Annotated in this window: 15 protein-coding genes; 9 read left to right on the top strand and 6 right to left on the bottom strand. The window is 34.6% G+C overall.

Features of this window, described 5'->3' with window-relative positions:
* Positions 1-171 precede the first annotated feature (171 nt).
* The gene (locus tag G9Q29_RS04765) at positions 172-561 is read left to right on the top strand and encodes a hypothetical protein (RefSeq protein ID WP_166133874.1); all 390 of its coding nucleotides are present in this window, start codon (positions 172-174) and stop codon (positions 559-561) included.
* Positions 562-703: 142 nt separating this feature from the next.
* On the opposite strand, the gene G9Q29_RS04760 is transcribed toward G9Q29_RS04765, so the two are convergent.
* From G9Q29_RS04760 to G9Q29_RS04750, 3 genes are all read right to left on the bottom strand, one after another.
* The gene (locus G9Q29_RS04760) at positions 704-1,708 is read right to left on the bottom strand and encodes a PorP/SprF family type IX secretion system membrane protein (RefSeq protein WP_166133872.1); all 1,005 of its coding nucleotides are present in this window, start codon (positions 1,706-1,708) and stop codon (positions 704-706) included.
* 16 nt (positions 1,709-1,724) lie between these two features.
* On the bottom strand, positions 1,725-6,083 hold the full coding sequence (locus G9Q29_RS04755) for a PKD domain-containing protein (protein ID WP_166133870.1): 4,359 nt from the start codon (positions 6,081-6,083) through the stop codon (positions 1,725-1,727).
* 268 nt (positions 6,084-6,351) lie between these two features.
* Positions 6,352-7,182, bottom strand: a complete 831-nt coding sequence (locus G9Q29_RS04750) for a M57 family metalloprotease (protein ID WP_166133868.1) — start codon at positions 7,180-7,182, stop codon at positions 6,352-6,354.
* A gap of 542 nt (positions 7,183-7,724) precedes the next feature.
* On the opposite strand from G9Q29_RS04750, the gene G9Q29_RS04745 reads away from it, so the two are divergent.
* Complete coding sequence (locus tag G9Q29_RS04745) at positions 7,725-10,430, top strand: S8 family peptidase (RefSeq protein WP_166133866.1); 2,706 nt, start codon at positions 7,725-7,727, stop codon at positions 10,428-10,430.
* Between the two features lie 134 nt (positions 10,431-10,564).
* Positions 10,565-11,452 carry a carbon-nitrogen hydrolase gene (locus G9Q29_RS04740; RefSeq protein WP_166133864.1) on the top strand — a complete coding sequence of 296 codons (888 nt, stop codon included), beginning with the start codon at positions 10,565-10,567 and terminating at the stop codon, positions 11,450-11,452.
* 76 nt (positions 11,453-11,528) lie between these two features.
* Here G9Q29_RS04740 and G9Q29_RS04735 read toward each other — a convergent pair whose 3' ends face one another.
* On the bottom strand, positions 11,529-13,049 hold the full coding sequence (locus G9Q29_RS04735) for a choice-of-anchor I family protein (RefSeq protein ID WP_166133862.1): 1,521 nt from the start codon (positions 13,047-13,049) through the stop codon (positions 11,529-11,531).
* A 183-nt stretch (positions 13,050-13,232) separates the two neighbouring features.
* Between G9Q29_RS04735 and G9Q29_RS04730 the strand changes: the two genes are divergently transcribed.
* The gene (locus G9Q29_RS04730) at positions 13,233-14,273 is read left to right on the top strand and encodes an agmatine deiminase family protein (RefSeq protein ID WP_166133860.1); all 1,041 of its coding nucleotides are present in this window, start codon (positions 13,233-13,235) and stop codon (positions 14,271-14,273) included.
* Between the two features lie 70 nt (positions 14,274-14,343).
* Here G9Q29_RS04730 and G9Q29_RS04725 read toward each other — a convergent pair whose 3' ends face one another.
* Positions 14,344-16,614 carry a M1 family metallopeptidase gene (locus G9Q29_RS04725; protein ID WP_166133858.1) on the bottom strand — a complete coding sequence of 757 codons (2,271 nt, stop codon included), beginning with the start codon at positions 16,612-16,614 and terminating at the stop codon, positions 14,344-14,346.
* 162 nt (positions 16,615-16,776) lie between these two features.
* Here G9Q29_RS04725 and G9Q29_RS04720 point away from each other — a divergent pair, with 162 nt between their 5' ends.
* The 3 genes from G9Q29_RS04720 (at position 16,777) to G9Q29_RS04710 (ending at position 18,857) form a co-directional block, all read left to right on the top strand.
* Positions 16,777-17,628 (top strand): aldose 1-epimerase family protein, encoded by an 852-nt coding sequence (locus tag G9Q29_RS04720; RefSeq protein WP_166133856.1) that lies wholly within the window; start codon positions 16,777-16,779, stop codon positions 17,626-17,628.
* Positions 17,629-17,640: 12 nt separating this feature from the next.
* A complete protein-coding gene (locus tag G9Q29_RS04715; RefSeq protein ID WP_166133854.1) occupies positions 17,641-18,189 on the top strand; it encodes a GNAT family N-acetyltransferase in 549 nt (182 codons plus the stop codon).
* Between the two features lie 116 nt (positions 18,190-18,305).
* On the top strand, positions 18,306-18,857 hold the full coding sequence (locus G9Q29_RS04710; RefSeq protein WP_166133852.1) for a DUF3575 domain-containing protein: 552 nt from the start codon (positions 18,306-18,308) through the stop codon (positions 18,855-18,857).
* A gap of 5 nt (positions 18,858-18,862) precedes the next feature.
* Here G9Q29_RS04710 and G9Q29_RS04705 read toward each other — a convergent pair whose 3' ends face one another.
* A complete protein-coding gene (locus tag G9Q29_RS04705; RefSeq protein ID WP_166133850.1) occupies positions 18,863-19,093 on the bottom strand; it encodes a VF530 family protein in 231 nt (76 codons plus the stop codon).
* Between the two features lie 46 nt (positions 19,094-19,139).
* Between G9Q29_RS04705 and G9Q29_RS04700 the strand changes: the two genes are divergently transcribed.
* Both G9Q29_RS04700 and smpB read left to right on the top strand, forming a co-directional pair.
* A complete protein-coding gene (locus tag G9Q29_RS04700) occupies positions 19,140-19,625 on the top strand; it encodes a SixA phosphatase family protein (protein ID WP_166133848.1) in 486 nt (161 codons plus the stop codon).
* Between the two features lie 40 nt (positions 19,626-19,665).
* Positions 19,666-20,121, top strand: a complete 456-nt coding sequence (gene smpB, locus G9Q29_RS04695; RefSeq protein WP_166133846.1) for an SsrA-binding protein SmpB — start codon at positions 19,666-19,668, stop codon at positions 20,119-20,121.
* Positions 20,122-20,154 lie beyond the last annotated feature (33 nt).

Genomic DNA, 20,154 nt, shown 5'->3' with positions numbered 1-20,154 from the left:
AATAGACCAAAGCCCAAGCTTTAGCGCAAGCTAATCAAAAAAAAAATATTCTAGTTAAAAGACTTAAATCGAAATACTTAGCCACCTAAAGATTCTTTTTTCATCAGAAATGAAAAGTAATAATATGTTTTACTACCAAGATTGCGCTGAAAAGAATACAAACCTAAAAACATGCTCGAAGATTTCTCTTTTATTGGTTTGATATTAATTCCAGCAATTTTTTTCAAAAGCCGAAAAGCATTACGCGAAAGACAAACATTTTTAATAATTTTATGTGTTTGCATATTTTGCGGAATTTTGGCAATCTTAAACTTAGAATCAGCCGAAAATGGAAAACCAAACTTTGCACTTATTTGGTTTTGTCCATTATATTCTCTTCTCTTATACAGAATATTATTAATCGCATTTTGGGCAAGAAAAAAAAGAGATCCGAAAATTCCAAAGCGTGAACTATTTTATAATGGAAATGTAGATTTTTTTGCTGACAGACTTTTTGGTTTAATTTTTATAATACTGAGTATAATGTTGCCAATGTATTTGATAACGAAAAATTATTTGTAAAAAGTACAGCAAATTAAAGGCGTTTAGCAATACTGGGAATTTAGGATGAATTAAAATATAGTTTTGTATTTGAAATTTTGTCTTTAATCCATAATCTCGAATCTCTTATACCAACCTCGCAAAGCGCTAGAACTATATAATCCTAACGTCTGGTATAATTGGGACAACCAAAACACTTTTTATCCAGATTAAATTGATAGGTTAAGGATAACTCATAAATTCCGCCTGTTTTACCAATTTTTGAAGTATTTAAATCATAAGCCAAGCCCAATCTTAAATGATCGTATTGCAAGCCTGTAAATAAATTGACAGAAGTTAGCAATTGACTATTCAAACCATTTTTAGCAGGATTGGTCACTGCAGTGGCACCAAAAAACATTTTTTCAAACAATAAAGAGGCTCCTAAATCAACTCGATTGTAGCGACCTTGTTGCATGTAATTAGACGTCAAAAACAACTTTGTTTCGTATGGAAAGAATTTAACATCAATGTAATTGGCTAATAAAAATTCATATCCTGCACTCAATGAAAAAAATGTGTTCAAAGGTAAATTTCCATCTTGAGTAAGCGCAATATTTGGCTTGTTTAAATGTTTCATTGATAAACCAATCCACATACCATCGGTATTAAAAACCATTCCTGCACTTACATCAAAAAAGCTGATTTTCTCGTTTCTAAGCAAAGGATCAATCGAACTAGCATTGATAATTCCTGTTCTAATATTAATTTGATCTTCAAGAAGTAAGTTTTGAAATGCAAATGATTTAAAGCCAAAACCTGCCTCTATAGCTGGTCGAAATTGCCAATTATCACTAATTTGGACACGATAAGCATAGTTGGCATTCAGTTGCGTGAACGTGTAATTACTGGCATTTTCTCTTTGATTCAAAATGCTAATTCCAAAACCAGAACTCATTTCTTCATTCCAAGTATTTAAAAAAGCATAATCTGTATCAATTTTTAAAGCCAAATCAGGCCATTGTTCACGGTGAATTATACCCGTGTAAGTTGTTTCCATAAAACCTGTAAAACCGGGATTTAGTGTTTCAGGAACCAAAAAATATTGTGTGAAAACAGGATCTTGTGCAGTACTTGTCGCAAAAAAGCAAGCAGTAATAACAGTGGTAATAAAAAATTTAAAATTCATTCTACAATGCTTTTCTTTATTTAATTAATGTGAATGCGCCTTCTTCGACAACTGTTTTATTGTAAAAAGTAGTTGCTGAAAGTTTGAAATAATAATTTCCGTTTTCTGCATCTAAATCTTTTACTTTCCCGTTCCAACCGCTAAGTGTTTGGCCCTTTTCAGTATAAACGATACTTCCCCAGCTATCATAAACATCTAATGTCATCTCAATAAAACCTAAAAACACGGGCGCAAATGAATCATTTACTCCGTCACCATTTGGTGTAAAGGCATTAGGCATGACTACACTATAGCCTTTTTGCACAAGTAGTGTTTTGGTATTTACATATTGACATCCAAAAGGATAATTTACAGTTTGTTTAATTGTGTAGGTTCCAGGCTTTGTATAAATATGCTGCGGACTCGCTTGATCAGAGAAATTTCCATCTCCAAAATCCCAAGAAATACTAGTGAAATCGCCAGTAGCTAAATTGGAAAATTGAACAGGATCATGAATGGAATAAAGCTGGTAAACATCGTTGCCATACGAACTTGTTTCAAAATTTGGAGTTCCTAGAACTGGCGTAGCAACATTAAAATTAATGGCTGCGCTACAACCAAAACTATCCGTTACACTAAAAATGATCAAACCATTATTGTTGGTATTCATAATCTCGTTGTTGCTTCCAGAAACAATACCATCAGACCAACTCAAAGTATAGGGCGGTATTCCTCCTTTTACTTTACCCACAAACGTTTGTTTTACAAATTTAGTTTCACAATTATAATCCGTAAGCACCTCAACAGTAGGAGTTAATTGATCAAAACGTGTTATTTTCCATGATTGAGTCTCCGTGCAACCATTTGCATCGGTAACAATTACAGTATAGTTATCAGGAGGTAAATTTTGTAAATCTTCAGTAGTTGCACCATTTGACCATAAGTATTTAAACGGCTGCGCGCCACCTGTTACTACCAAATTGATAGCTCCAGTATTGGCATTTGAACAGCTTAATGTATTAGTTACGTCAGCTTTCAATTCTAGTTTCAAAGGCTCATTAATTATAAAAGTTCTTTTAATTTGACACATTTTAGCATCTGTAATCGTAACAGTATAGCGGCCAGGCCCTATATTATTTCGCTCAATTCCAGCAGTTGAGTCATCATCCCATACTAATTTTACAGGAGTCAATCCACCAACTAAATTCAAACGAATGTAAGCATTCTTAGCCCCAAAACACGAGATGTTTTTAACATCAGGATTGATTGTAAATACTGGTGCATTGTCAATGATTACTGGGAAAATCTTCGAACAATTTAAGGCATCCGTCACGGTAATTAAATACGTTCCTGCTGATAAATTATTCTGAACCAAACCTGTTCCTAAATTACTCCATTGTACTTGGTACGGCGCTCCTGTTGCAAAAGGAATTCCACCTTTAATATTGGTAATTGTAATAGATGCATTCGCGTCATTGTAACATGCTATTTCGGTTTTGGTAAACTCAAGTGCAATTTCATCGTTTTGGGTAAGAATCACTTGTAAATTTGCTGTACAATTTGAATTATCTGTAACCACTAAATTATAAGTACCAGCAGGAACATTTCTTAGGTTTTTATTGCTGCTGCTAAACCCATTTGGACCTGACCAATTGTAACGGTAATTAAAATTTCCAGGAGTGGTTTCAACTGCTCGTCCACCACTAGGTGTAACATTTATTTCACCCGTACTAAAACCATAACATAAAATATCTACCTTACTTTCTAATTTTACCTCAAGTAATGGCGGATTTATTACCACATAGGTACCTGTTAAAATATCGCAATTATTAGCTTCTTTGATCGTGACCTTATAAATACCCTCTTGTAGATTTCTAAGATCTTCAGTTGTAGAAAATGAAACCCCATCTTTGGTCCATTCATAGGTATAAGGCAAATTACCTCCTATCACATTGAGGTCAATCGTTCCGTCGTTTTTATTAAAACAACTGATATCTACTTTTGAGGCTCCAAACTGAAACTTACCTGGCTCTTCTACCAGATATGATTTGACAAATGGACAATTACCATTATCAATAACTCTTAATGTATACAATCCGGGTTTTAAATTGAGGATTGAGCTGGTATTGGCAGAAAATCCGTCAGGACCTGACCAAGAAAACTGATATGGACTGCCCGTTGCAAATGGAATTCCTCCAGAAACTACAATACTCAACGAAGCATCATTTGCACCAAAACAACTTGATTTTTTATTCGTTTCTACTACTTTAATCAAGGGGTTTACCACAACAGTAATTGTAAAGGCTGGCCCAGGGCAACTTCCTGCCGTTGGGTTGATGGTATAGGTAACTGTGGCAGGAGTGTTCGTGTTATTTACTAATGTTTGACCAATGGCGCTAACGGGAGAAAACTGTCCGACAGCACCACTTACTGCTCCTGCAGGCGAAACAACCGGATTAGTCCAAGTATAAGTCGTATTTGCAGGAACATTATCAATACCATTAGATGTAGGACGAACTAAAAATGAAGAACCACTACAAATTGATTCAGATTTTGGGCTAATAATTGGCGAAAGAACCGTATTTACTGAAAAATTTCGTGTTGCAGATGTGGTACCACAACTATTGGTTACACTAAAAGTAGCTTGGTAATTTCCACTAACTGAATAAGTAATAGAACCCGGATTCAAAAGTGTTGATGTTGATGGTGTTCCGCCTGGAAAACTCCATAAGTAAGTCAACTCTGATTGTGGTGCACAACCATCTAACACATTACCAACAGGTTGGATAGTAGCCGAATTACAAAAATCGGATATTGGATTTAAAGTGATTTTTGGTGGTGTTTTAACTTCTATAATCTGTACATTAACTCTTTCTACACCACAAGAATTTATAGTGGTAAGGCGTAAATAATAAGTTCCTGGAGTTACAAAATTAATTACTGGATCCTTTGAATTACGTCCGGTACCATTAGCAAAAAACCATTGTTCTGGCTTTTTACCACAAAAACCTTCAAAATAATTTATTACCTCCCAAATGTACGTTTCTGTTCCACAACTTTGTCGTACATCTGTTGTATTGGTGATTTGAGTATTTGAATTCGCACATGGTTTTGAATAGGTAAAACTAGGTTGCAATACTGGTTCTACACAAATTGTTCTGGTAACTGTTCTTCCAATTCCGCACGGCGTTTGGGCAAACATAGTTATTGTATAAGATCCTGGATTGTTATAAATATGTGATGGATTAACTGCTCTTGAAACAGGACTACCATCTCCAAAATCCCAAGTATAAACATTAAAAGTACTACAGTCATTAGTGTAACCTGCAATAGTGTTATTATTGAAAAACACTGATCTACCTACACAATTAACGCGATTCACGTTAAAATCAACCACAGGAACATCTAAAATAATAATAGGACCAGCTGTTAAATAAGTGCTCCCGCATGAGGTAGAAATAATTAAAGCAACAGTATTTCCGTTTGGGCAATTGAATCTAGTAAAGGTATGTGGAATTGGAAAATTTTGAGAAGCTGCTGGATTAGCCTTGTTGTAATAAATCGAGCTCTCTAATTGTGCTTGAGTGTAATTTACAATAGTTCCATCTCCATAATTTACCTGATATTTTGTATCTGAAGGATTGAGAGCCCAAGACCCAATTGCAAAATTCATTGGTGCCACAGGTAGACAAAAATTGGTCGTATTTCCCGGAGCAATTAAGGCTCCAATCGGGTTATTTGAATTTTTTACAATATATGAAACACGGTTATTACAGCCACTGGCACCTACTGCCGTAATTACCATATTAAAAGAGCCTAACTTTTCATAAGTATGCTGTCTAGGAAAAACAACATTGGTCTCTGTTCTACCATCTCCCCAATCAATATTATAAGAAGTAACACATGAAGTTGACGCCGATTCATTTCCAACATCAATGGTGTAACTTAAACTGGAATTATTATCTCCGCAACGTTCAAAAACCAAGTTGGAACCTGCCATTCTGTTTACAAATTTCAGATCGGGTTTTTGTTGTACCAAAACAGGTTTACTAACTATGCTTTCCTCCCCATTCTTGTCTTTAACTGTTAATTTGACAATAAAGGTTTGGATACCGCAACCTAAAGCCGTAAAAGTATGAGTCGGATTGCTGTCTGAAGATGTTTTTCCATCTCCGAAGTCCCAAAGATAGGTATAAGGAGCATTACCGCTCACAGTTGGGTTGAATGTAATTGGGGTTTCAGAACAACTACTATTGTTATTAAAATTAAAGTCTACAGTGGGAGCAAATTCCTTAATCTCAATGTTAGGGTATATCGTTTTGGCAAGTAACGAATTAATTCCAAAAAAGAGTCCCAATAGCACATACCATCGGAACAGAAGAGTATTTTTTTGCATGAAAACAAAATATATAATTTTCTCACAAAAATATCATAATTAATTAACTGGGCAATAGTAATACTAGTTATTTACAAAAATAAATACGAAACATGTTTTAGACTTCTTAAACAGGAAGAATGAATTAGCCTTGTTCCAAATCACATCCCAATACCTATTTATCAAATTAAACAAACTGTTACAAAGAATTATATTCAAAATAAAAAAGGCTATTTCCCGTGAGAGAAACAGCCTTTTTTAATTATTGCAAAGTGCTTCGAAGAATTATCTAGTATAAATAATTTAAAGCAGTAACATCGTTAGTATTAAATACACCTGTGTCACTTGAACTAAAACAAGCTCTCATGTATGAAGTAGGATCATATCCTGACGGAGTTCCCGGAATAAGCACAGCACCTACGCCTGAAGTCCCCTCATTAGTGTTTTCTCCACAACTTTGACGGCTAAACCAATCTGTGTGACGCAAACCAATACAATGTCCGATTTCGTGAGCAGCTACATGCGAGTTTACACCAACTGAATACGTATCCATACCAGAGTACAAAGTCACTGTATTGAATGGGTTTCCTCCTGATGGGAATCCTGCTACTCCTCCTGCACCACCTGCAGCTCTACGTACTACAATGTTTGCACCGGTAGTACTAGAACTGAAAGTTAAAGAGAATTTTAAAGTCAGGTTCAAGTTATTGTAGCGGTTAATTGCCGCTTGTAATCCAGAACGCATGTTTGCACTAAGCGCCGATGCACCAGTTCCTGATAAACCAACAACACGAATTGTTCTTGGTCCAGACACAAGGTTATTGGTTCTGTATTGTTCTGTGGTAATACCACCATGCAAATCCATACTATTAATTTGCGCTTTGGTCATAATGATATCACCTTCTATTAAAAACGCATCTTCTGTAACACCATTTTGGTTTACATGCTTTACAACTTTCACATCTTTATTGTTGAATGAAAGCGAACTAAGTTTAGCTAAGATCTCTGGTGTTACCTTAGTTGCATCTGCTTTTACAGCAGTAGTTTCGTCATCTTTAGTACAAGCTACAAAAGCCAAAACTGCACAAGACAACATTAAAATTCTTTTAATTTTTTTCATCGTTTGGTTAATTTTAAGAAAAGTTAATTGTTTTTTTTGAAGCACTTTGCAAAATCAAAAAGCCGAAAATAGACAATTAAATTTGTACGAAAATCATATTTTTATTAAAATAACAAATTTAACTAAAAAAGTTATATTTGTAACAAATGTTTTAAAAAAAGACAATCAAGAACAAATTAAAAACAAAAGGCCGTTTGTCAATACGATAATTTTATTGTTAAATAAAAACAATATCATCTAAAATTGAGTAATAAAATAACATTCAATTATTTTTTACTAATGAAATGAAAAGAAAAATTAGAAATTATTTTTTATATTTGAAAAAAAGTAAAAAATCAATTTAGTTAAAAAAATAAGTACTAAGAGGAATAATTTTATATATTTTAACATAATTTTTGTAAGTTGTTAAAATCAAAAAAAGACTTATATAATAGTTTCAAAATGGTCCGAAATAACAAATTCTTACAAATAAATTATCAGAAAATAAAAAAGTGCAATATATTTTAATCCAACTAAAAATAGCATTCAAAATACTTTATTACATGAATTTCAAAATCATTATAGCACTACTCTTTATTCCTTTGATATCTTTTTCGCAAAAAACAGATCGATGGAAACATTTGCTTACTACAACAGACCAAAAGAAACCTTCAACCTATTTTCTAACTACTGTTTCTAATGCATTGACTAACAAGTATAAAATAATAAAGCAATTAGACTCGCAATTTTGTATTATTCCTGTTTCGAACGAACCATCGGAAAAATTTAAGGAACAAATTTATCGGGTTAACAACGATTGGAAACTCCCGGAACAAACCCTTAAAAAAAATAGAAAAAACAATTTCAATCTCTCAACATCTAATACCAACTTACTTCAAGCCACATTAAACAAGTTGCAAATAGCACACAAAATTGTTGGTGATATGATCATGTTACGCACAGATTTACAAACAATACAAGAGCATATTTTACCATTACCTTTTGTATTATCTATTACAACAGAATCCTTTACTCCCACCCTTGAATCTAAAATTAGAGATCAAAATTTAACCGTAAATCAAATAAACGGGCTTTCAGAAAAATTTCCACTCGTTGATGGCGCCACTCAAATTATTTCCATTAAAGATGATTTGTTTGATACCGCCGATATTGACCTTCTCGGAAAATACATTACCTCCAGCTCAGAGTCAGCACAAGTAGGTGCTCATGCAACTGCTATGGCAACTATAGCTGCTGGATTAGGCAACAGCTCAGCATTAGGCAAAGGTGTCGCGCCAAAGGCTAAATTACAATCCTCCAATTTTAATTCTCTTTTTCCTGATCCAATTAATTCCTTACAAGGTGTAACCGTCCAAAATCATTCGTATGGAACAACTATCGAAAATTTTTATGGTCTACTAGCAAACGCTTACGACAAAAATTCATTTGAAAACACCAGCTTAAACCATGTATTTTCGGCAGGAAACAGAGGAACTGAGGGCTACAAAACCATTACAGGTAACTTCAAAAACTCTAAAAATAGTATTGTAGTTGGTTGTGTAGATACTAATGAACAAATAATGCCTTTTTCGTCAAAAGGACCTGCTAATGATGGTCGAATTAAACCCGAAATAGTAGCCTACAGTACAGAAGGTACATCAAATAGCGCAGCCATTACTACTGGAGTTATCGCATTGATGAACGAACTGCATACTGCAAAAAACAAACTGCCGCTACGTAATGATACTGCCAAAGCCATTTTAATAAACAGTGCTAAAGATTTAGGTAATAAAGGTCCTGATTTTACCTACGGTTTCGGGAATATAAATGCTACAAAATGTTTGAATACTATAAATGAAAATCGGATTATCTTGGGGAAAATTGGATCCATGCAAACTAACACCCATCAAATAGAATTGCCTGCCTCCGCAAAAAATCTAAAAATATCATTAGTTTGGACTGATCCCGAAGCGCCTGCCAATAGTACCTTTTGTTTGGTAAATGACCTCGATTTATCTTTAAATTCAACTACAGAAAATGAATTACCTTGGGTACTTAATGCAGCAAATCCAGCAGCTCCTGCAACTAAGGCGCCGGACCATCTCAATACAATCGAACAAATTGAATTAGCAAATCCTCAGGAGCAAACTTATACTTTAACAGTAAAAAGTCAGCTTTTACAAAATGATTTTCAAAATTACAGTATTGTTTATGATTATGAATCAGCCGATACCTTTGAATGGTTGTATCCAAAACGCAATGATAATTTCCCATTTGATGGAAAAAATCCTTCTCCTTTTAAATGGAAAACCAATCAAACAAATACAAACGGAACATTGTCCATTAGCTTCGATGACGGATTATCATGGACACCGATTCAAAATAATATCGACATACAAAATCAACGCTATTTGTACGCACCAGCTCAACCTCTTTTTGAGCAAGCTAAACTAAAAATGAAGATTAACGAACGAGAATATCTGAGTGATTCCTTTATTTTATCGTACGACTTAAATGTTACCACAACATTGGTTTGTAATGGAATTACCGAGATTACTTGGTCTACTCCACCAGCTGTGACCGCTTTCAATATTTATACATTACGCAACAGCAGCTTACAATTTAAAGAGCAAATAACAACTAATACTTACACCTTTACCGATGCCACAAATTATACGGTAGCACCCGTTTTTAAAGGAATTGAAGGCATCAAAAGTGAATCAACTGTAGTAACAAGACCAAATACAGATTGTTATTTTGAGTCGACTCTAGCTGAAATTGAATCAGAAAATCAAATTAAAATAAGCGCTAGTCTTTTTAGTCTTTTTCAGATAAAAAAAATAGAAATACTTAAAACAAAAAATAATCAAGAAACTTCAATAAATACAATCTTAAACATCAATTCAAAAACAATTACCGTAACAGATGACAATCCCGAAATTGGTATTAATCGCTACTTTATAAGATTAACTTTAATTGATGGAACTGTATTCGACTCATCCGTATTCGAGACTAATTATTACTTTGAACAGTTATTTTTGGTTACTCCAACCTTGGTCCAAAAAGACAACAAACTTTTAATTGAAGCTAAATCCGAAGGCACTGGCGAATTACAACTTTTTAATAGTAGCGGACAATTAATGCAAACCAATCCAATTAGTTCAAAATCCTCGGAAATCACGCTTATTAATTTCACATCTGGCGTATATATTTATAAGCTTATTACCGCTAAAGGCGAGACTCAAACCGGGAAATTGATCAAAATCTAGTGGTATTGTGCTAATAAAATTGCCAAAAAAAGGGTTGCTATGAAAAAGCGAGGCTTTCTAAAAACAAATTCGCTAATACCCTATTTTTTACTCTTTCTAAAATTCACTATTTTTGCAGTCTAAAATTAGAAAGCATGTCAAATAAAAAATACAAAATAGCGGTTATTCAGTTGAATTTGAATGATGTTGCCGAAAACAACTTGAAGAAATGCATCAGTTGGGTTCGCGATGCCGCACAACAAGGGGCTGAAGTTATCTCTTTGCCTGAGTTATACAGCAGTCATTACTTTTGCCAAAGCGAAGATGTTGAAAATTTTTCGATTGCAGAGCCTTTGTACAGCACTTCTTTTACTGCTTTTAGTGCTTTAGCAAAAGAACTAGGAGTGGTTATTATTGTTCCTTTTTTTGAAAAAAGAATGGCGGGTATTTATCATAACAGTGCCTACATTATTGATACTGACGGGACAGAAGCTGGATTGTACCGCAAAATGCATATTCCAGACGATCCTGCTTTTTACGAAAAATTTTATTTCACACCAGGTGATTTAGGATTTAAAAACAATCCAACCAAAAAAGGAAATATTGGAACTTTAATTTGTTGGGATCAATGGTATCCTGAAGCAGCTCGTTTGACTGCTTTGAAAGGTGCTGAAGTATTGTTTTATCCTACCGCAATTGGATGGCACCCGCAAGAAAAAGAGCAATATGGTGAAAACCAACACAATGCTTGGATGACCGTAATGAAAGGGCACGCAGTAGCAAATGGTGTGTACGTAGCAGCAGCTAACCGTATTGGTTTAGAGCAATATTTACCTGACACAGCTGGAATTCAATTCTGGGGATCTTCTTTTATTGCCGGACCTCAAGGAGAAATTTTAGCACAAGCCTCACACGATCAAGAAGAAATATTAATTGCCGAAGTTGATCTTGACTTACAAGAAAATGTGCGTCAAAACTGGCCATTTTTTAGAGACCGACGTATTGATGCTTTTGGTGATATCACAAAAAGAGCCATCGACTAAATTTATATCGTAAAAACAAGACAAGCCTGCTAATTTCAAAATCAGCAGGCTTGTTTGTTTTAAATAATGACTCTATTTAATTCAAATCCGGTTGGAAAAATTTCACTACTCCATCTCCTTCGCTACTTACAACGAGTAAACTTCTTTTAGTAGGACTTTTTGATGGTGGTATAAAAAGTAATCCTTCAGGTGCATCGCCAGTTTTAAAACTTTGCAAATATTGTGGAAGTGCTGGGTTAGTAATGTCATAAACCATTACAGTATCTGTTCGTTCTAAGCCAACAAATAAAATATTTTTATTCCCCATTTTTGCCACTACAACAGCTTCTGGTTCTGAACCTTTATCATCACTACGTGCATCGTCATAGGTTCCAAAATCTTGAGAACGTTTATCTAAATCATTTTTGCTATCAAAAACCAAAGCGCCTGTATTTCCGTTCCAGATGGTAAAAGAACGCGCTCCAAAACTAATTAATTCATCCAAATCACCGTCATCTTCAGTATCACCTTCGGTAGCAACTAAATTCAAACGTCCCATTTTAGGATCGGTTTTTAAAGTTACTGCATCAGGAAAAGCAGTTGGATCTAATGACAAGGGTTTCAATCGTGCAACATCACTATAGGCACCATATTCTCTAGCGTCTCCCTCATTTGCTGTTACAAAATAAGTAGTTCCGTTTACCATATAACTGGCAATTGCATCTGGCATGAACAATCCTTTTAATTTCCATGGAGTGAAGGCAATTGCATTGTCTCTATCACTAACGTCAATACCATTTTCAACGCTGTTGAAATCTTTATAACCTAATCCAAAAAGAGCCGTTATGGTTTTGTTAGTCAAATCGACTTTAGCTACTCCATTGTTTTCTTGTAAAGTGATCCAAGCCGTTTTAGAATCTTCAGAGATAGTAATATATTCAGGCTCAATATCTGCTGCAAAAGATTTTGCTTTTTTAGAAATTCGAAATCCTTTTGCTTTCAAAGCTGTTAATTGATTTTCGAATCCCGAAAAATTCAAAGTAGTAACAGCATAGTTATTATTTACATCAATAATCGAAATAGTTCCATCAGGATCTACTGAATAGTCTGCATTTGGCTCTCCTTCATTGGCTGTCATAATAAATTTCCCGTCAGGCGAAAAGGTTAACATATCAGGTAATGCACCCACAGTTATTTCTTTAATCAAGCTATAATCAGTCGTTTTAAAAACAACTACTTTTCCATTTGCTTGTTTGTTAACAGTAGATTCTAATGCAACCGCTAATTTGCCATCATAAACAGCCACACTATTTGATGCTCCATTATAAACAGATAAATCAATCACAGCTAATTTTTTAGGACTAGTAGGATCTGATAAATCAATTACATCAATTTGATTGGTGTTGCTGTTATTTACTGTAAATAATTTTTTACCAACTTCATCATAGGCACTAATTTCAGCAGCACCCGTTCCTCCTATGGCAAGCGAACCAATTTCTTTAAAACTTGCAGCATTTTCATTAACGATTAACTCGGGTTCTTGATTTGCATTCGAATCTTTCTCGCAACCTACCAATACGGCACCGGCAACCAAGAACATCATAAATTGTTTTTTCATAATTGTGTGTTTTTTGTTTTTGCCAAAACTAACACGCAACTGTATTTTTGAAATTAACACAACATTATATAATTATTACCAAAACAATCAAGGTTCATTTCAAATATAAAATCAGTCAATACATAGTTTTCGAGAATGAAGTTGAATGTTTATATTTGCAATCTTTCAAATAATAACTTCTTTATGACTACAAATACAAGACGATTTCCTGCAGAGTGGGAAAAACAACAAGGAATGTTACTTTGTTTTCCACACAACGGAAAAGATTGGCCTGGAAAATACGAAGCCGTTCAGTGGGCATTTGTTGAATTTATTAAAAAAGTAGCCGCTTTTGAAACCGTTTATTTGGTTGTAGCCGATGAGAACCAACAAGAAAAAGTAACATCAATACTAGAAATGGCGCATGTTTCAGCCGACTCGGTATCCTATATTCTATACAAAACCAATCGCAGTTGGATGCGTGACTCAGGACCAATTATCGTATATAATGGTTCTGCAAGAGAAGCTTTAAACTTTAATTTCAACGGTTGGGCCAAATACAAAAACATACAGCTAGATAAATTGGTTCCTGAAAAAGTAGCCACTCATCTTGGCTTACCGCTAACGCAAGTGGTATACAAAGGAAAACCTGTCATTGTAGAAGGCGGTGCGATTGATGTAAACGGTCGAGGTACTTTGTTAACTTCTGAAGAATGTTTATTGCATCCAGATATTCAAGTGCGAAATGCTGGTTTCACAAAAGAAGATTACGAAGCCGTGTTTAAAGAATATTTGGGAGTGACCAATGTCATTTGGCTTGGAGACGGAATCGTAGGAGATGATACGCACGGCCATATTGATGATTTGTGCCGCTTTGTCAACGAAGATACCATTGTGACTATTGTAGAGACAAATCCAGAAGATAAAAATTACCATGCCCTACAAGACAATTTAAAGCGCTTGCAAAATGCAAAACTAGAAAATGGTAAATCGCCAGTAATTGTAGCTTTGCCAATGCCTAAAAAAGTACTTTTTGACGGACTGCAATTACCCGCTAGTTATGCAAATTTTTTAATTTTGAACAACTGCGTTTTGGTACCTACATTTAATGACAGTAATGACCGAATTGCATTGAATATTTTATCAGAATGCTTTCCTGACAGAGAAGTTATAGGAATCAGTGCTACTGATTTCATTTGGGGATTTGGAACTTTGCACTGCTTAAGTCAACAAATACCCAAGTAACAATTAAAATTCTAAATAAAAATAGGCTGCCTTTTCGGGCAGCCTATTTTGTTTAAAAACAATCCTAATTTTATTTTTCCTTGGTGAAAGGGATTTTTTGTCCATCTGGAACCAACATTTCGAAACCATTTAAACTATCGTTGAATTCAAAAGTCAATCCTGCCAGTTTAGATTCAAACTTGTTTTTACCAATTGGCTCTACACTAAAACTTGGATAACCTGTAATCAATGCATTCAAAACGCCATTTTTCTCTGTGAAAGTGATTTTAAGCGGAGCCATTTTTGTAGAATAAGTTCCTAAATATCCATCCAAAATCACATCTTTTTCAAGAGTTCCAGCTGTTGCTGTCCAAGTATTGTTTTTAGTATTGCTGTCTGGTAAAACGTGGTCTGGATCTAGAGTAATACTTTCAATTTCTTCAGTTGAATTGTGTTTGAAAGACCATGCTTTGTTACGTTGCCAAATTTCAACTGGTAAATTCACACGTGTAACTTTTCCAGCTTTAGTTTTTACATCTAAGGCTACTGGCATAGCCATTTTTTCGAAGTTTTCAATGGTAATTACCGCACCTAGTTTAGGATCATTTTTAACGTATTTCACATTATTTATACCTTGATCTAAACGCCAGTTGTATTGAAACCAACCTCTCCAAAACCAACTTAAATCTTCTCCAGCAACATTTTCAATTGTTCTGAAGAAATCATCTGGTTGTGGGTGTTTAAAAGCCCAACGCTCAATATATGTTTTCAAAGCCAAGTCAAATCGTTCAGGTCCTAGAACTTGTTCTCTCAAAATTACCAATCCAGAACTTGGTTTAGAGTACGCTAATAAACCAATATTACGTTCCTTCATATTGTCAGGAGAACTCATGATAGTTTCTAAATTCGGGCTTGTATACGTTTCAGCTCTCTGGTGCATGTCGGCTTTTGGCTCTTTATACTCACCATTGTTAAAATCAAGTGAACTTAATGAATTGATGAATGTATTAAAACCTTCATCCATCCAAGCAAACAAACGTTCGTTAGAACCTACGATCATTGGGAACCAAATGTGTCCGAACTCGTGATCAGTAACTCCCCATAAGTCGGCACCTTTAGACTCCCAACTACAAAATACAATTCCTGGATATTCCATTCCACCCTCATTTCCAGCGACGTTAATTGCAGCAGGATAAGGATATTCATACCATCTTTTTGAGTAATTTTCAATAGAAGCCTTGGTATATTCTGTAGAGCGTCCCCAAGCTGCATCACCAGCACTTTCGATAGGATACACTGACATTGCTAACGATTTTTTACCGCTTGGCAAATTGATTTTTGCAGCATCTAAAACAAAAGCCGCAGAAGAAGACCATGAAAAATCTCGTGAATTTTTGATTTTATAATTCCACGTTTTGGTAGCTGAAGTTGCTGATTTAGCGAGCGCCTCAACCTCTGAAGCAGATCGAATGATAACCGTTTTATCGCTTTGTTTTGCTTGTGCCAAACGAGCTTGTTCCGCCGCAGAATAAACAGCAGTTGTGTTTACCAATTCTCCCGAAGCCACAACTATGTGGTTTGATGGGGCAGTAATACTTACATCAAAGTCACCATATTCTAGGTAAAACTCAGAAGCTCCCAAGTACGGGTTAGTATTCCAGCCGCGCACATCATCGTACACACACATACGTGGGTACCATTGAGCAATTGTGAAGATTTTTCCGTTTTTAGTTTCCAAAACTCCCATTCTATCTGATCCCTCAAAAGGCGCAACAAATGAAAATTCAATTTTTACTTTTACAACGCCACCTTTTGCACTCAAAGCTTGAGGTAAAAAAACTTGCATTCTAGTATCAGTGATTACATACTTAGCTACTGACTCGGTTGTTACTCCTTTATTAGTGCTAAGAATTTTAACCGATTTAATTTTGTGACCTCCGTCAAAAACTTGTCCTTGAGCACCATTTCTACTTCCTGTTAAGGGCACAACGGCATTTCCACGAGAATCAGCTTTGAATAAATTTTGATCCAAATTCATCCATAAAAAGCCCAATTTATCCGGACTATTATTGGTATAGGTGATAATTCCCGTACCGGTAATTTCATTTTTTTGCTCATCTAATTTAGCCGTCAATTTGTAATCGGCGCTGTTTTGCCAATATTCGGCTCCAGGTTGACCACTTGCAGAACGAGTATTTGTTCCGTTTTTCGAGTAAAAATGAGGTGCAAAAGCATCATGATAATCATACTTTGAAATCGGTGCTACTGCTCCATTTGCAGGAGCCTGCTGCGCTGACAAAGTATGAACTCCTACAGACAGTAAAGCAACTGGTAGTAGAAATCCTAATTTTAAGTTTTTCATTGTTTATAATTTTTTATACAAATTAAATAAAAAAAGAGGAATTTAAGCCTTAAAAACACAATCATTACCAGCTGCATGAATAAAAAAAGTGCTTCAAGCAACTATTAGATATTTTATAAATACTTTTACACTATTGCAAATTCTCATTTTAAATCAACTAACGTGATTACAACGCTACAAAATTCAAAACTTACCGTTCAAATCAAGCAGCTTGGAGCCGAATTATTTTCGATTACAAACTCTGAGAAAAAAGAATACATGTGGGGAGGTGACCCAGCTATTTGGGGAAAGCACGCTCCTATTTTATTCCCAATTGTTGGAACTTTAAAAAACAACACCTACAATTTTAATGAGCAACAATACCAATTAACACGTCATGGTTTTGCAAGAGATATGCCTTTTGATATCGTACAATCGTCAAAAACAGCAGTTACTTTTTCTTTGCAAGCCGATGCAAAAACTTTAGCAGTTTACCCATTCCATTTTGAATTGCAGGTGAGCTACACACTTCAAGATGCTTCAATTTTTGTTGATTACAAAGTGAGTAATAACGGTGAGCATTCGATGCCGTTTGCAATAGGTGCACATCCTGCATTTGCTTTAGCAGATAATTTTAATGATTATAGTTTAGTATTCGAAAAAGAAGAAACTTTGAAATATTTTATTCTCGCCAACGATTTAGTATCTGATCAAACCAAAGTTCTTGCTTCAAATAACAAAAAAGTAGCATTAGATTATGATTTGTTTGCACACGATGCTTTGATTTTTAAATCTATTGAATCTAAGGAGCTGACCATTCTCCATCGAGAAAAACCACTTTTAAAAGTAAAATTTGCTGGTTTTCCCAATTTGGGGATTTGGACAAAAACTAACGCTCCTTTTATTTGCATTGAACCTTGGTATGGTTATTCTGATACTCAAACTGCAAATGGTAATTTGTTTGAAAAAGAAGGAATGCAAAAACTTAATGCAAATCAATCTTTTACGGCACAATATCAAATTGAAATACTTTAAATCTTCATCCGCATGATGGTAATTAATTTTTCTCCATTCCCTATTTTAAAAACAGAGCGATTGGTTTTGAGACGTTTAGATAATAACGATGCTGCCGAATTACTTGCGCTACGTTCCAATCCTCAAACAATGGAATTTATTCCACGACCACTTTTACATACTACTGAACAAGCCCTTGAACATATCAAAACAATCAATGATAACATTGATGCCAACTTAGGAATAAATTGGGCTATATCATTTCAAGACAACCCGAAAATGATTGGTATTATTGGACATTACAGAATTAAACCTGAGAGTTACAGAGCCGAAATTGGGTACATGTTATTACCTGAACATCACGGCAAAGGAATTATTACAGAGGCAGTACAAAAAGTTGTGAAATATGGATGGGACGAGATGAACTTGCATTCCATTGAAGCCATTATCGATCCAGAAAATTATGCTTCCGCAAAAGTACTAGAGAAAAACGGATTTATTAAAGAAGGTCATTTGCGAGAAAATGAATTTTTTGACGGTCGCTTTTGGGATAGTGTTATTTATTCGATTTTAAAAAAATAAAACAATCACTTTAAAAGTGATTTTTAAACCACAATACCTATTTGGTACCTATTATATTCTAAATTTGCTCCAAACCATTTTACAATTTGAATACCGTTGGTAGTAATTCGATAATTATGAAAAAACTAATTTACTTCAGTCTCCTTTTAATTAGCACTTTCGCTCAAGCACAAACCTATGTAAAAGCCAATGCGATAACTACCTTGCTAACCGTACCAAATGTTGGGATTGAAACCAGCATTGGTGAAAAATCAACTTTTCAGTTTGATATTACCGCATCTATGTGGAAATCTATCAATGGAAATCCAGCGCAATTCTATATGTTTATCCCAGAATACCGTTATCACTTCAAGGAAAAATTTAATGGTTTTTATGCTGGCGTTCACTTAGGTGGAACCGTGTATAATTTTCAAAAATGGAACTACTGGAAAACGGATAATTATGAAAAAGGTGTGGGATACATGGCCGGGGCAACAATTGGCTACCAAAAGAGAATTAAAGAACGCTTTGTTTTGGATTTCTTTTTAGGTGGCGGAAACCATCAGGGTTTTTACAAAGGGTATTTAGTAAGTACAGGTGAACGTGTGGATGAGGCCAAAAAATACAACAAAAGTGGTGAATGGCTTCCTTATAGAGGTGGCATAATGCTTTCTTACCGAATTAAGTAATGGAATTACTTTGAGAATTTTGGAATAGTTTTTACATACAACTCCTCAACTTGCTGACGTGCCCAATCGGTTTTACGCAAAAAAGTAAGGCTTGATTTTACACTTGGGTTGTCTCTAAAACATTTAATTTTGACCAATTCTCCTAAAGTATCAAACCCATAATAAGCAACCAATTGCTCTACAATAGATTTTAGGGTAATACCGTGAAGTGGGTCTTTTGATGTAGAATTTTGCATAATGCAAAGATAACTAATTTTCAACCGAAGCAAAATACAATTGATCATGAAAACAAAACTGATTTTATTCCTATTAATGGCATGGCAACTTAGTTTTAGTCAACAAAAAAGCACTACTTATTATTTTATTAGACATGCCGAAAAAGTAGACAACTCTAAAGATCCAAATTTATCAGAGTTAGGAATGCAACGAGCACAAAAATGGAAAGCTATTTTTGAATCAATTGATTTTGACCAAATTTACAGCACTAATTACAAAAGAACTCAGCAAACAGCGACTCCAATTGCTACTGCCGATAAAATTGAAATACAGCTTTATGATCCTCAAAAAATTGATTTAAAGGCGTTTAAAAAAATAACTTTAGGTAGAAAAGTACTGATTGTAGGTCATAGCAATACCACTCCAGACTTTGTCAATAAGATAATAAACCAACAAGTATTTAACGATATTGAAGATACCACCTTTGGAAACCTCTATATAGTAACAATTATTGGTGACACCATTAGTTACCAACTACTCAAATTACCTTAATTTGACAAAACCATTTTAAATTTTATTACCTTTGTCACCTATGGTAAAAACAATAAACATATTCAACAAAAGAGCGAAATTCGATTATGAAATTCTCGATACCTACACTGCTGGAATTGTATTAGCAGGTACTGAAATTAAATCTATTCGTTTGGGCAAAGCCAATATTACAGAAAGCTTTTGTGAGTTTAACAGCAATGCTGAGCTTTTTGCAATCAATACCTATATTGAAGAGTATGCTTTTGGTAATCAATTCAATCATAAATCCAGAAGTGAAAGAAAATTACTTTTAAAAAGGAAAGAATTAAAAGGTTTACTAAAAAGCGTACAAGCCAAAGGTTTAACCATTGTTCCTTTAAAATTGTTTACCAATGAAAAAGGCTTGGCTAAACTACAAATTGGCCTTTGTAAAGGAAAGAAAACCTACGATAAACGCGAATCATTAAAAGAACAAGATACCAAACGCGACTTAGAACGAATCAAAAAATCGTTCTAAGTAGTTCCCTTTGATTTGCATTAATTTAAGAAC

It is taken from the genome of Flavobacterium turcicum, from assembly GCF_011365745.1.
In the GTDB taxonomy this organism is placed as follows: domain Bacteria; phylum Bacteroidota; class Bacteroidia; order Flavobacteriales; family Flavobacteriaceae; genus Flavobacterium; species Flavobacterium turcicum.
Note: the sequence above shows the minus strand (reverse complement) of the source record. Positions and strands in the feature narration are given on the sequence as shown.

Excerpts from the sequence above, each read along its gene's own strand:
- G9Q29_RS04765 (WP_166133874.1), top strand. The coding sequence starts at position 172 with ATGCTCGAAGATTTCTCTTTTATTGGTTTGATATTAATTCCAGCAATT.
- G9Q29_RS04760 (WP_166133872.1), bottom strand. The coding sequence starts at position 1,708 with ATGAATTTTAAATTTTTTATTACCACTGTTATTACTGCTTGCTTTTTT.
- G9Q29_RS04755 (WP_166133870.1), bottom strand. The coding sequence starts at position 6,083 with ATGCAAAAAAATACTCTTCTGTTCCGATGGTATGTGCTATTGGGACTC.
- G9Q29_RS04750 (WP_166133868.1), bottom strand. The coding sequence starts at position 7,182 with ATGAAAAAAATTAAAAGAATTTTAATGTTGTCTTGTGCAGTTTTGGCT.
- G9Q29_RS04745 (WP_166133866.1), top strand. The coding sequence starts at position 7,725 with ATGAATTTCAAAATCATTATAGCACTACTCTTTATTCCTTTGATATCT.
- G9Q29_RS04740 (WP_166133864.1), top strand. The coding sequence starts at position 10,565 with ATGTCAAATAAAAAATACAAAATAGCGGTTATTCAGTTGAATTTGAAT.
- G9Q29_RS04735 (WP_166133862.1), bottom strand. The coding sequence starts at position 13,049 with ATGAAAAAACAATTTATGATGTTCTTGGTTGCCGGTGCCGTATTGGTA.
- G9Q29_RS04730 (WP_166133860.1), top strand. The coding sequence starts at position 13,233 with ATGACTACAAATACAAGACGATTTCCTGCAGAGTGGGAAAAACAACAA.
- G9Q29_RS04725 (WP_166133858.1), bottom strand. The coding sequence starts at position 16,614 with ATGAAAAACTTAAAATTAGGATTTCTACTACCAGTTGCTTTACTGTCT.
- G9Q29_RS04715 (WP_166133854.1), top strand. The coding sequence starts at position 17,641 with ATGATGGTAATTAATTTTTCTCCATTCCCTATTTTAAAAACAGAGCGA.
- G9Q29_RS04710 (WP_166133852.1), top strand. The coding sequence starts at position 18,306 with ATGAAAAAACTAATTTACTTCAGTCTCCTTTTAATTAGCACTTTCGCT.
- G9Q29_RS04705 (WP_166133850.1), bottom strand. The coding sequence starts at position 19,093 with ATGCAAAATTCTACATCAAAAGACCCACTTCACGGTATTACCCTAAAA.
- G9Q29_RS04700 (WP_166133848.1), top strand. The coding sequence starts at position 19,140 with ATGAAAACAAAACTGATTTTATTCCTATTAATGGCATGGCAACTTAGT.
- smpB (WP_166133846.1), top strand. The coding sequence starts at position 19,666 with ATGGTAAAAACAATAAACATATTCAACAAAAGAGCGAAATTCGATTAT.